The sequence below is a fragment of the Clostridium zhoujianii genome, assembly GCF_051590805.1.
Lineage (GTDB): Bacteria > Bacillota > Clostridia > Clostridiales > Clostridiaceae > Clostridium.
Genome location: NZ_JBPUTF010000003.1, coordinates 159,293 through 172,832 on the forward strand (window position 1 = coordinate 159,293; position 13,540 = coordinate 172,832).

The 13,540-nt window shown below is 30.8% G+C and carries 12 protein-coding genes; 10 read left to right on the forward strand and 2 right to left on the reverse strand.

The window, feature by feature from the left end:
• Positions 1-47: 47 nt before the first annotated feature.
• On the reverse strand, positions 48-2,696 hold the full coding sequence (locus ACSYT2_RS15550; protein ID WP_430857656.1) for a cation-translocating P-type ATPase: 2,649 nt from the start codon (positions 2,694-2,696) through the stop codon (positions 48-50).
• Positions 2,697-3,022: 326 nt separating this feature from the next.
• On the opposite strand from ACSYT2_RS15550, the gene ACSYT2_RS15555 reads away from it, so the two are divergent.
• From ACSYT2_RS15555 to ACSYT2_RS15575, 5 genes are all read left to right on the forward strand, one after another.
• Positions 3,023-4,090, forward strand: coding sequence for a mannose-1-phosphate guanylyltransferase (locus ACSYT2_RS15555; RefSeq protein ID WP_430857655.1), 1,068 nt, complete (start codon positions 3,023-3,025; stop codon positions 4,088-4,090).
• 197 nt (positions 4,091-4,287) lie between these two features.
• Positions 4,288-4,845, forward strand: coding sequence for a zinc dependent phospholipase C family protein (locus tag ACSYT2_RS15560; protein ID WP_438385137.1), 558 nt, complete (start codon positions 4,288-4,290; stop codon positions 4,843-4,845).
• 151 nt (positions 4,846-4,996) lie between these two features.
• Complete coding sequence (locus ACSYT2_RS15565; RefSeq protein ID WP_430857653.1) at positions 4,997-5,161, forward strand: hypothetical protein; 165 nt, start codon at positions 4,997-4,999, stop codon at positions 5,159-5,161.
• A gap of 134 nt (positions 5,162-5,295) precedes the next feature.
• Positions 5,296-5,658 carry an ArsR/SmtB family transcription factor gene (locus ACSYT2_RS15570; RefSeq protein ID WP_430857652.1) on the forward strand — a complete coding sequence of 121 codons (363 nt, stop codon included), beginning with the start codon at positions 5,296-5,298 and terminating at the stop codon, positions 5,656-5,658.
• 13 nt (positions 5,659-5,671) lie between these two features.
• Complete coding sequence (locus ACSYT2_RS15575; RefSeq protein WP_430857651.1) at positions 5,672-7,876, forward strand: heavy metal translocating P-type ATPase; 2,205 nt, start codon at positions 5,672-5,674, stop codon at positions 7,874-7,876.
• Positions 7,877-7,961: 85 nt separating this feature from the next.
• Here ACSYT2_RS15575 and ACSYT2_RS15580 read toward each other — a convergent pair whose 3' ends face one another.
• Positions 7,962-8,792: a phosphatase PAP2 family protein gene (locus ACSYT2_RS15580; RefSeq protein ID WP_430857650.1), complete on the reverse strand. Its 831-nt coding sequence runs from the start codon at positions 8,790-8,792 to the stop codon at positions 7,962-7,964.
• Between the two features lie 335 nt (positions 8,793-9,127).
• Here ACSYT2_RS15580 and ACSYT2_RS15585 point away from each other — a divergent pair, with 335 nt between their 5' ends.
• The 5 genes from ACSYT2_RS15585 to ACSYT2_RS15605 all read left to right on the forward strand — a co-directional run bounded on the left by ACSYT2_RS15585 (position 9,128) and on the right by ACSYT2_RS15605 (position 13,538).
• Positions 9,128-9,694 (forward strand): manganese efflux pump MntP, encoded by a 567-nt coding sequence (locus tag ACSYT2_RS15585; protein ID WP_430857649.1) that lies wholly within the window; start codon positions 9,128-9,130, stop codon positions 9,692-9,694.
• 180 nt (positions 9,695-9,874) lie between these two features.
• On the forward strand, positions 9,875-10,513 hold the full coding sequence (locus ACSYT2_RS15590) for a redox-sensing transcriptional repressor Rex (RefSeq protein ID WP_430857648.1): 639 nt from the start codon (positions 9,875-9,877) through the stop codon (positions 10,511-10,513).
• Positions 10,514-10,785: 272 nt separating this feature from the next.
• Positions 10,786-11,571, forward strand: coding sequence for a short-chain-enoyl-CoA hydratase (locus ACSYT2_RS15595; protein WP_438385138.1), 786 nt, complete (start codon positions 10,786-10,788; stop codon positions 11,569-11,571).
• A 35-nt stretch (positions 11,572-11,606) separates the two neighbouring features.
• Positions 11,607-12,746, forward strand: a complete 1,140-nt coding sequence (locus ACSYT2_RS15600; protein WP_430857646.1) for an acyl-CoA dehydrogenase — start codon at positions 11,607-11,609, stop codon at positions 12,744-12,746.
• 12 nt (positions 12,747-12,758) lie between these two features.
• Positions 12,759-13,538, forward strand: a complete 780-nt coding sequence (locus ACSYT2_RS15605) for an electron transfer flavoprotein subunit beta/FixA family protein (RefSeq protein ID WP_430857645.1) — start codon at positions 12,759-12,761, stop codon at positions 13,536-13,538.
• Positions 13,539-13,540: the final 2 nt, after the last annotated feature.

Sequence of the window (13,540 nt, forward strand, 5' to 3'; positions counted from 1 at the left end):
TAAACCCAATGCTATGTTTTTAGCATTGGGTTTAATTTTATGTGATTTTATAATTTATAAGTTTCATTAATATTTTCTTGAGATTCCTCTTTTTCCATATCTTTTGTGAAGACTTTATAAACTTGAATTATTAATGTTGGTAGGAATGCTAGCACGTATATTGCAGCAACTAATGCTCCATTTAATGATGCTACTTGGAATAAGTTTTGTAATGGTGGCACAAATAGTACTGCATTTAAGAATACTAATCCAGCTCCAAAAGCATACCAACTGTATTTGTTAGTAAATACTCCAAGACTAAACATTGACTTTCTACCTCTACAGTTGAATCCGTGGAACAATCTTCCTAGGCATAATGTAGAGAAGGCCATAGTACTTGCAACACCAGGATTTCCGTTAGATAAACCAATGTGGAAAGCTATTATTGTAAATAAACCAATTAATAAACCTTCAATACCAACCTCAATCATGAAGTCTTTTGTTAATATAGATTCTTTACTATCTCTAGGCTTATCCTTTAATAAGTCTTTACTTGATTTTTCCATACCAATTGCTATAGCAGGAAGACTATCTGTTAATAAGTTTATAAATAGTAAATGTACTGGAGCAAATGGTACTGGTAAAGCCATTATAGAAGCATATAATACTGCAAGAATACCTGACATATTACCTGATAATAAGAACTTAATTGAATTCTTAATATTTGCATATACGTTTCTACCATTTGTAATAGATTTAACAATAGTAGCAAAGTTATCATCTGTAAGAATCATAGATGCAGCATCCTTAGATACTTCAGTTCCTGTAATACCCATTGCAATTCCTATATCTGCTTGCTTAAGAGCAGGGGCGTCATTAACACCATCACCAGTCATTGCAACAATCTTTCCTTTATCTTGCCAAGCATTTACTATACGTATTTTATGCTCTGGGGAAACTCTAGCATAAACAGAAATATGAGGAAGCTTTTCTGATAATTCTTCTTCAGACATTTTATCTAACTCTAAACCTTCAACTGCCATATCTCCATCTGATAATATGCCAATTTGTTTAGCTATGGCAGAGGCAGTGATCTTATGATCACCTGTAATCATAATTGGCTTTATACCAGCCATGATACAATCTCTAACAGCATCAGCAGACTCCACTCTTGGTGGATCTATCATTGAAACTAAGCCTATAAATACATAATTATATTCATCTTCTAAATTGATATCTTTTTCTTCATTTAATTCCTTATAAGTAAAAGCAAGTACTCTTAGTCCATTCTCAGAAAGATATCTATTAGTATCAATTATCTTTTCTTTATCTTTTTCAGTAATCTCTTTTAAGCCTTCAGCTGTTTTTATGTGAGTAATACGGTTTAATAAAACATCAAAAGCTCCTTTAGTATACATAATGTATTTATTATCAATAAAGTGTAATGTACTCATTAATTTTCTGTCAGAATCAAAAGGAATTTCCTTAAGTCTCTTATAAGTATTTCTAAGATCACTTTCACATAAAGAATGTTTAAGTCCTAAGTTAACAAGTGCAACTTCTGTTGGGTCACCAATCTCTTTTCCTTCGTGACAAGTAGAGTCATTACATAAGATGGCTGCTCTCATAATAGAAGTATGAATTGGGTTATTTAAGTCAATTTCTTCAGATTCAATTAATTTATTATCAACAAAAATTTGCTTTGTTGTCATTTTATTTTGAGTTAATGTTCCTGTTTTATCAGAACATATTATTGAAACACAACCTAAACCTTCAACAGCTTTGATTTTTTTGATAATTGCATTTTCTTTAGCCATTTTTTGTGTGCCTAAAGCTAGTACAATTGTAACTATAGAGCTTAGTGCTTCTGGAATAGCAGCAACAGCTAGGGCAACAGCAAACATTAATGAGTCTAATATAGGAGTTTGTCTATAAACACTTAATCCAAATACAAGAAGACAAATAACTAATATAATCATTGCAAGCTTCTTACTAAAATCATCTAATGTGATTTGGAGAGGAGTCTTTTTCTCCTTAGTTTGTTCCATTAAAGTAGCTATCTTACCTAGTTCAGTATTCATACCTGTACCAGTTACAATAATTAAGGCACGTCCATAAGTAACAAGTGAACTTGAGAAGACCATGTTCTTTTGGTCTCCAAGAGCAACTTCTTCTTTGGTAATAACATCTTCAAATTTATTAACACTTTCTGATTCACCAGTTAAAGCACTTTCATTAACTTGTAGTGAATAATTTTCAATAACTCTACCATCAGCAACAACTAAATCCCCAGCTTCAAGTAAAACAATATCACCAGGAACAACCTCTCTTGATGGTATTTCTTGTTTAATACCATTTCTAATAACTTTAGCATTAGGTGCTGAAAGAGCCTTTAAACTATTAAGTGATTGTTCAGCTTTTACATGTTGAACAGTACCTAAAATAGCATTCATAATAATTACTGCGAAAATAACTATTGTACTTTCTACCTCACCTGTTGCCATTGAAATAATAGCAGCAACAATTAAAATACCTACTAATAAATCCTTGAATTGTTCAAGAAAAACAACAAAAATGCTCTTTTTCTTCTTTTCCGTTAGCTCATTGTAGCCATAGGTTTCAATGGCACTTTTTAATTGAGCGTCTGATAAACCATTTTTGTCTACATTGAAGTTTTTAAGTACATCTTGGGATGACTTAGCAAAAAACTTGTCCATAATACATTCTCCCTCCAATTTGAAATAAAAAAAGACTTTTAATATAATTTTCGATAAAAGAAAATTATATTAAAAGTCTGGTAACCATACAGGCACATAACACCAGGTTTAAAAAACCGCGATTGTTGATGTTATATTTTAAACTACTCCCTTTTAATAGAAAGAAATTTATTTACTTATAATTAAATCATAAATGCAAAGTAATAAGATGTCAATAGACTAAAAAAATAAGTATATTATAGTAGATAAATAGAAGATTAGTAAAAAGCACAAAGTAATATTAACATCATATAATATAATATAACATTACATGGAGTTGAAATTTCGTGATATACGGGCTGATTCTAGCTGGGGGGAAGGGAAGTAGGTTATATCCTCTATCAAGATCCGATCAACCAAAGCAGTTTTTAAAAATAATAAATAATAAGAGCTTTTTAGTTAATACAGTTGAACGTGTGACACCATTAGTAAATAAGGAAAATATTTATATTGTAACTAATAAAGATTATGAGGATAAAATCAGAGAAGAACTAAAGGATATAGATAAAGAAAATATTTTTACAGAGCCAAGTAATAAAGAAACTGCTACATGTATAGGTTTATCAGCAGTTAAGCTATTGAAGAAAGATGGAGATGCAGTTATGATAGTACTTCCATCTGATCATTATATAGAAGGTGAAAAAAGCTATTTAGAAACTTTACAGCAAGCAGTTGATCTAGCAAATAGAAGACGTGGGATAGTAACCTTAGGTATAGAGCCAACACGACCTGAGACTGGTTATGGATATATACAAATGGGTGAAAGAGTTAGTGGTAATATATCCACTTATAAAGTTGCTAGATTCACAGAAAAGCCAAATACTGAGGTGGCTAAGGACTTTTTATTAAAGGGAACCTATCTATGGAATTCTGGTATTTTTGTCTTTAGAGCAGATGTTATACTTAGGGAAATAGAAAAATATTTACCTAATATGCATAAGGCCTTAATGGAGATATATAAACACTTAGGTGAAGATGATGAAGAGCAAGTAATAAAAGAGCAATATAATCTTATAGATGGAATATCAGTGGATTTTGGAGTAATGCAGAAAACTAGAAAGGCATTTGTTTTAAAATGTGATTTTCCCTGGGATGATATAGGAAGCTTCTCTGCCTTAAGTAGATTTTTAGGGAATTATAGAAATAATAGTGTTTCAAAAAATGTATACCTAGAAGAATGTGAGAATTGTTCTATATTTGGAGGGAAAAACTTAATTATAGGTTTAGGTGTGAAGGACTTAGTAGTTGTGGATGCTGGTGATGTAATTCTTGTGATGGATAGAGGTAGAGATCAGGAAATAAAGCATCTATTAAATAACTTGAGTAAGGAAGAAGAATATAATAAGTATATATAATTCTATAATAATCTTGAACTAGAAATATGGCATTCACTATTTTTACTTAGTGAGTGCTATATTTTTATACTAATATTATCGAAGATACTGCAAAAATTACCATACATATTTAAAACAATTTGATATATACTATTAATTAGATGCGAAAAAAATATTAGAGGATGTGTTGAGTATTGCTTATTAGTACACATAAGATATTGGCAACTAATATTTTGAAACATGCAAATGGTAAAAAACTGTATTTAATTAACAAAAAAAGATTTATATGGGGTAATATAAAGCCGGATTGTGCTTCAAAATATAAATTCAAAAAGCATTATTATGAAGAAAGTATAGACATGATAATAGATAAAATAAATTTTTTATCTAGTTTATCAGTAAGGGATATTTATTTTGATTATGGAAAAGGTAAATTTAGTGAAGAGCTTGGAGTAGTATGTCATTTTTTATGTGACTACTTTTGTATGCCACACAATCAAAGGTGGGAGTTTAAAAACTCTATGAAAAAGCATGTACACTATGAAAATAAATTAGCAAGGATAGCTAAGACATATAAAGTTATTGACTATATTGATACAAAACTGAATATGGATGAAGTTAGGGAATTTATAGAAAAAAACAGAAGTAAGTACGAAATAGAAAAAAGTTATAAAAGTGATTTAAACTATTCTTATTATGTTTGCAATAGTATTATTAATTCACTGATGAATCAAATTCTTATTAATGAATATGTAGAAAACAGAAGAGCAAGTTAGTTCTTCTGTTTTCTTTTGTTAAAAATCAGTTTAAAATGTAAAAAAAAATCATAAATGAGGAAAATTTCTGTTACGAATAAAAAATACAAATAATGAATAAAATGGTATAATTAGTAAAATAGATAACTATGGAGGGTGCTGAGAGGAATAAATGTTTAAAAAGGTAGGTAAATTAATTATAATTTTTTGGGCAATATGCTTTATTTCTATTTTACTGTTTGTTCAAGGAAAAATAAGGATTCGTTTAGAGATTATTGTTACAATAGTTTTATTATTACTGCAATATGTTCATAGTGAATATATAAAAGAAATATAGAAGTTTATCTAGATTTATTTTTAGATAAGCTTTTTTTTATTTTTATTTTTATTTTTTATTGACAAAATTATACTATATACATATAATAAAAGTATCATATGAACAAATGCTCATATGATGATGGGAGGAAGAGAATGAGTTTAGATAATAAGGTTGAAAAGTGTAATTGTAATATAATTCATGATGATGTGGTTATGAGAGTAAAAGATAAATTACCGGAAGATGAAACCCTATATGATTTAGCAGAGTTTTTTAAAGTCTTTGGTGATTCAACTAGAATTAAAATAATCTGTGCATTGTTTGAATCTGAAATGTGTGTATGTGATCTAGCAGCACTACTAAGTGTATCTCAATCAGCTATATCCCACCAATTAAGAACTTTAAAAGCAGCAAGACTTGTAAGGTATAGAAGAGATGGGAAGGTTATATACTATTCATTAGATGATGAGCATATTAAGCATATTTTTGATGAAGGATTAAGACACATCACTGAATAGGAGGGGATTCTATATGAGCAATAATAAAGAAATAAAATTATTTTTAAAAGGTCTGGATTGTGCAAACTGTGCAAATAAGATTGAAAGCAAAGTAAATTCACTAGAGGAAGTAGAAGAAGCAGTAGTAAATTTTTCATTAGGATTACTGATTATAAATACAAAAGATAATGTATTAGTTGCTGATATAAAAGATAAGGCAACAAAAATAGTTAAAGCTTTAGAACCGGAAGTTGAAGTGCAAGAGTATAAGTCAAATATAAAGAAAACTTCTAAAAATGTATGTGCTTCAGGTAAGTGCGATGGTCATGATCATCATGAGCATAATGACCATCATGAACATGATGAAGGGACAGGGCATGATCACGATCATGGAGGATCATTTAAGTTAAAGGATAATATAAGTTTATTTATTGGATTGGCTATATATATAGTTGCTATGATAATGGGTGAAGAAGGTAGTGTAGCCTTAATATTATTTATAGTAAGTTATATACTAGTAGGTGGAAAGGTTGTATTAAGTGCCTGTAGAAATATAGCGAGAGGACAAGTGTTCGATGAAAACTTTCTTATGACTGTGGCAACTTTAGGTGCCTTTGCTATTGGAGAATATCCAGAAGCAGTAGCTGTAATGATATTCTATGAGATCGGTGAGTTATTCCAAAGTTATGCAGTAAATAAATCAAGAAAGTCCATATCATCCTTAATGGATATAAGGGCAGAATACGCTAATTTATTAGTGGATGGTAATGAGAAAAAAGTAATACCAGAGGAAGTAGGTATTGATGATATTATTTTAATAAAGGCAGGGGAAAGAATACCATTAGATGGTATTGTTATTGAAGGTAGAAGTTCATTAGATACTTCAGCTCTAACAGGAGAATCTTTACCAAGGACTGTTAAAGAAAATGAAGAGATATTAGCTGGAGCAATAAATTTAACAGGCGTAATTAAAGTTAAAGTAACTAAGGAATTTGGAGAATCAACTGTTGCTAGAATATTAGAATTAGTTCAGAATGCTAGTAGTAAGAAAGCACCAACTGAAAAGTTTATTACTAAGTTTTCAAGATACTATACTCCAGTAGTTGTATTTTCAGCTTTAGCATTAGCAGTAATTCCACCATTATTTATAGCAGATGCAACCTTCTCAGATTGGGTTTATAGAGCATTAATTTTCTTAGTAGTATCGTGTCCATGTGCATTGGTAGTTTCAATTCCATTAGGATTGTTCGCTGGAATAGGAGGAGCATCTAATAAAGGGATTCTTGTTAAAGGCGGAAATTATTTAGAAAGCTTAAAGGATGTTGAAACAGTTGTATTTGATAAGACAGGTACATTAACTAAAGGCGTATTTAAAGTTGTTAAGATTAATGAAGTAGGAATAGGTAAAGATGAGCTATTAAGGATTGCAGCATTAGGTGAAAGTTTATCAAACCATCCAATTGCTCAATCAATATTAAAAGCTTATGATAAGGAAATAGATAAATCACTAGTATCAAACTACGAAGAGATATCTGGTAATGGTATAAAGGTAGGAATTGAAGGCAAAGAAGTTCTATTAGGAAATTATAAATTAATGGATGCTTACAATATTAAATATATTTCAAGTGATGAAATAGGAACTATAGTTCACGTTGTAGTAGATGGAGATTACAAAGGATATATTGTAATAGCAGATGAAATAAAAGAAGATTCAAAGAGGGCAATACAGGAATTAAAAAGAATAGGTGTAAAAAAGACAGTAATGCTTACTGGTGATAATAAGAAGGTTGCAGATAAGGTAGCTAAAGAGTTAGGTTTAGATGAAGTATATTCTGAATTATTACCAACAGATAAAGTTGATAAAGTTGAAGAATTATTAAAAGAAAAGTCTATAAAAGGAAAACTTGCATTTGTTGGAGATGGAATAAATGATGCACCAGTTTTAGCTAGAGCAGATATAGGTGTTGCTATGGGTGGAATTGGATCAGATGCAGCTATTGAGGCAGCAGACGTTGTACTGATGAGGGATACTCCATCAGCTTTAGCCGAAGCAGTTACCATTGGTAGAAAAACAAATAAAATTTTATGGCAAAATATAATTTTCTCATTAGGAGTAAAATGTTTTGTACTTATATTAAGTGCAATAGGACTTGCTAATATGTGGGAAGGTGTATTTGCAGATGTAGGTGTTACTTTACTTGCTGTACTAAATTCAATGAGAGCACTTAAATCTAAATAAGTTAGATAGGACTTTATAGGGTCTAGAACAGTTATTTTAATATATATTAGAATAACTGTTCTTTTTTATAGAGATTAAATGATATTTATCTATTTAGTTTTAGCCTTATAAAAATAAGAGGAGCTAAAACTATAGCATATAAAGTTATAGCAAAATATTTTACAAATGAAATTAGTAATGAGCTATTAAATATAGAGAAGATAAAATAGATAATTAAGGCACCAGTTAAACCGATAAAGATCTTTTTAATATTGTTAGATTTAGATCCATTAGGATTATAACCTATAAATTCATCTTCTATATAAATTCCTAGTACTAAAGCAGAAAAAGATCCAATAGCCTTATATAAATCATTACTAGGGAATAATAATCCAATAGATAGGAAAGCAACTAGGGATATAATTAGTATAAAAATACCTTTGTTTAAATAGGTATTAAATATTTTATTTGAAATAATCACAGATATAATACCTAATAAAGTTCCTACAAAAACATCAATTGGCCAGTGAACACCAAAATAGAGCCTTGATAGTGGTACCAAAATAATCATTAGTATTCCAAAGGTCCAAAGCCATTTATTTTTAAATTTACTCATAAGTAAAGTAAAAGATGTTGCGTTTCCCTGGGAGTGACCAGAAGGGAAGGAGGACCCAGTTGCAGTACTGACATGTGAACTAATAATTCCTTCCACACCAATAGGGCGAGGTGAATTAAAAAATCCTTTAATAGAATTGTTTAAAGAAAAAGAGAATATAACCCCATATAAAAATCTATATCCAAGTTTTTTATCATAACACCAAAAGAGAATTATAGATACAAATATCCCTAGTGTTTGTGCACCACTGTAGGTTACTATAGTGAAAAATACATCTAAAAATTCATTAGAAAATTGTTGGATAAATTTAATTATTTCCACAAATACCTCCTTATAGATCCTAATAATAGATATTATATATTATTAGGGATAAAAAATCATTTACTAAATAGCTCAAGCTTATTGACTCCAACTATATAAAAAGGATATAATAATGGAATATATTGTGTTTTCAAACATAAGGGAGTAGCATGCAGGACTATGTGCTGTGATAAAGTCAACATACTGATGAGGTTTCATCTGGCTTTATATTAAATTGTGAGACTTATGTATAACGGGTAGGATTACGTTATACATAGGTCTTACTTTTTTTATTGCATTATTGTTTATTAAGGCAATAAATTGACCAAACTATATATGATATTTGGAGGGATACTATGAACATAATATCAATTTTCCTTATTGGACTTGGACTATCTATGGATGCATTTGCAGTAGCATTGACAATTGGAATGAATACTAAAAAGGCTGATAAATTTAAGATGGCGTTAAAGTCTGCATTTTATTTTGGAGGATTCCAAGGATTAATGCCTTTTATAGGATGGGCCCTTGGGATAAGATTTAGTGATTATATACAAAAGGTGGATCATTGGATAGCTTTCATTTTATTAAGTATTGTAGGCGGTAAGATGCTTATAGAAGCAATTAAATGCGGTGGTGATGATGAAGAGGAGAAGGAGTGTTGTAATAAAAGGTTTGTAATTTTAGCTATCGCAACAAGTATTGATGCACTTGCTGTTGGTGTGAGCTTTGCATTCTTAAATGTTAATATAGTATCAAGTGTGTTAGTTATAGGCATTACAACATTTATTTTAAGCATAATAGCAGTATACATAGGGGATGTTTTAGGAAAGTTATTCAGAACTAAGGCTGAGATTTTAGGGGGAGCTATTCTTATAATTATAGGAATTAAAATATTAATAGAGCATCTTTTTAATGTGTAAGAAATGATAAAGAGTAATTAATGTAGAAATTTATAATTATTTTAGAATAAATATTATTTGAAGAAAATAATAGATTAACAATAAAGATTTATGTTAATATAATAATAGATACATTTTTATGTAATTATTAACAAAACAACTTTGCTAAAAAGACTAGAAGAAAAGAGGAGAAGATACAGTATGGAAAAGAAGAAGAATATTTCTATGGCTGTTATTAAGAGATTGCCTAAATATCATAGATATCTTAAAGAATTAATGAAAAATGATGTAGATAGAATTTCTTCTAAGGAGCTTGGAGAGAAGATTGGATTTACAGCATCTCAAATACGTCAAGATTTAAATTGCTTTGGAGACTTCGGTCAACAGGGATATGGGTATAATATAAGAGATTTATATAGTCAAATTAGTACAATACTTGGATTAGATAAAGAGTACAGTACAATTATAGTTGGAGCCGGAAACATAGGGCAAGCAATTGCTAACTATAATTTTGAAAAGCTTGGATTTGAGCTATCAGGAATTTTTGATGCAAACCCAAAACTTGTAGGGATTAAAATTAGAGATATAGAAATCAAAGAGATAGATACTTTAAGATTATTCCTAAAGGAACATAAAATTGATATAGGAATAATCTGTGTGCCTAAGATAAATGCACAGAAGGTATGTGATGAAATGGTTCAAGGTGGGGTAAAAGGAATATGGAACTTTGCACCGGTTGACTTATCAGTGCCAGAAGATGTTAAGGTTGAAAATGTACACTTAAGCGAAAGTTTAATGACATTAATTTATCAACTACATACAAATGAAGAAGAAAATTAGCATATATACCCTGTATAATGCTTATAAAATTAACATAAAATCACAATTTATATGTTGCCAAAAACTAAATAAGGACTTATAATTATAATTGAAGTGGAAAACTTCAATTATTTTTTTATCTAACTTTGTTATAATATTAACAATTTTGATGAAATAAATATTAAGTTTTCATAAAAAATACAAGTCCTATCTGGATTATATTGAATAATAAAGGATAGTTTGTAAATAAAGCAGTAAGCAAAATAAGGATATAAATAAGGAGGACAAAAGGCATGGAATTAAAGAACGTAATTCTTGAAAAAGAAGATCACTTAGCTATTGTAACTATCAATAGACCAAAGGCATTAAACGCTCTAAATTCAGAAACTTTAAAAGACCTTGACACAGTCATTGCAAATTTAGAAGAGGATAACAACATTTATGCTGTAATTTTAACTGGGGCAGGAGAAAAATCTTTTGTAGCAGGTGCTGATATAGCTGAAATGAAGGATCTAAACGAAGAAGAGGGAAAGGCTTTTGGAATACTTGGAAATAATGTATTTAGAAGACTTGAAAACTTAAGCAAGCCAGTAATAGCTGCAATATCAGGATTCGCTCTTGGTGGTGGTTGTGAATTAGCAATGGCATGTGATATAAGAATTGCTTCAGAAAAAGCTAAATTTGCTCAACCAGAAGCAGGACTTGGAATAACTCCAGGTTTTGGTGGTACTCAAAGATTACCAAGAATAGTAGGCTTAGGTAAGGCTAAAGAAATGATATATACATGTGCTATGGTTAAGGCTGATGAAGCTTTGAGAATAGGTTTAGTAAATAAAGTTGTACCTTTAGAAAACCTTATGGAAGAAGCAAAAGCTATGGCTTCGGCAATAATAGCTAATGCTCCAATAGCAGTTAAGTTATGTAAAGATGCAATTAATAGAGGAATGCAAGTAGATATAGATAAAGCAATTGTAATTGAAGCAGAAGACTTTGGAAAATGCTTTAGTTCAGAAGATCAAACTGAAGGAATGACAGCTTTCTTAGAAAGAAGAGCAGAAAAGAACTTCCAAAACAAATAAATTGTTTTTTTGAAATATAAGGAGGGTTAAATTAAATGAATTTCCAATTAACTAGAGAACAAGAATTAGTACAACAAATGGTTAGAGAATTCGCAGTAAATGAAGTTAAGCCAATAGCTGCAGAAATCGATGAAACAGAAAGATTCCCAATGGAAAATGTAGAAAAAATGGCCAAGCTAGGAATGCTTGGAATACCTTTCGCTAAAGAAAACGGTGGGGCAGGCGGAGATGTTCTTTCATACATAATTGCTGTAGAAGAATTATCAAAGGTTTGTGGAACAACAGGAGTTATCCTTTCAGCACATACATCATTATGTGCATCTGTAATAAACGAACATGGTACTCCAGCTCAAAAAGAAAAGTATTTAGCTGATCTTTGTACAGGTAAAAAGTTAGGTGCTTTTGGTTTAACTGAGCCAGGTGCTGGAACAGATGCTGCTGGACAACAAACAACTGCAGTATTAGATGGAGATAATTATATATTAAATGGTTCAAAGATATTCATAACAAATGGTGGAGTTGCTGAGACTTTCATAATATTTGCTATGACAGATAAGAGCCAAGGAACTAGGGGTATTTCTGCATTCATCGTAGAAAAGTCATTCCCTGGATTCTCAGTAGGTAAGCATGAGGATAAGATGGGAATTAGAGCATCTTCAACTACTGAATTAGTTATGGAAAACTGTATAGTACCAAAGGAAAACCTAATTGGTAAAGAAGGTAAGGGATTTGGTATTGCAATGAAGACTCTTGATGGTGGTAGAATTGGTATCGCTGCTCAAGCATTAGGAATTGCAGAAGGCGCATTTGAAGAAGCTGTTAATTATATGAAAGAAAGAAAGCAATTTGGTAGATCACTTTCAGCATTCCAAGGACTACAATGGTATATTGCTGAAATGGACGTTAAGATTCAAGCGGCTAAGCACTTAGTATACAAAGCTGCATGTTTAAAGCAAGAAGGTAAGCCATACTCACTTGATGCTGCAAGAGCTAAGCTATTTGCTGCAGATGTTGCTATGGAAGTAACTACTAAGGCAGTTCAAATCTTTGGTGGATATGGTTACACTAAGGAATACCCAGTAGAAAGAATGATGAGAGATGCCAAGATAACAGAAATCTATGAAGGAACTTCAGAAGTTCAAAAGATGGTTATTGCGGGAAGCATTTTAAGATAGGAGGCTTTTATAATGAATATAGTAGTTTGTATAAAACAAGTTCCAGATACTACAGCTGTAAAGATAGATCCTAAGACAGGTACATTAATAAGAGATGGTGTTCCATCAATTATAAATCCTGAGGATAAGCATGCTTTAGAAGCAGCATTACAATTAAAAGAAAATAACGGTGCTAAGGTAACTGTTGTAAGCATGGGTCTTCCAATGGCTAAGGCTGCATTAAGAGAAGCATTATGTATGGGAGCTGATGAAGCTATCCTATTAACAGATAGATGCCTTGGAGGAGCTGATACTTTAGCTACTTCAAAAGCATTAGCAGGAGTAATAGCAAAGCTAGATTACGATATAGTATTTGCGGGAAGACAAGCTATAGATGGAGATACTGCACAAGTTGGGCCAGAAATAGCTGAACACTTAGATATCCCTCAAGTAACTTATGTTCAAAAGGTTAAAGTTGAGGCAGATAGATTAATAGTAGATAGAGCTTTAGAAGATGGTCATCAAGTAATAGAAGTTAAAACTCCATGTCTATTAACTGCAATCGAAGAATTAAATGAAGCTAGATATATGCATGTAGCTAATATATTTGCTACTTGCGATGATCAAATAAAGGTTATGACTGCAGATGACATAGATGTAGATAAAGCTGAATTAGGTCTTAAAGGTTCACCTACAAAGGTTAAGAAGTCAATGACTAAGGAAGTTAAGGGAGCTGGAGAACTAATAAAGGAATCACCTAAAAACGCAGCATATTATGTTGTAGGAAAATTACAAGAAAAACACTACATCTAAGA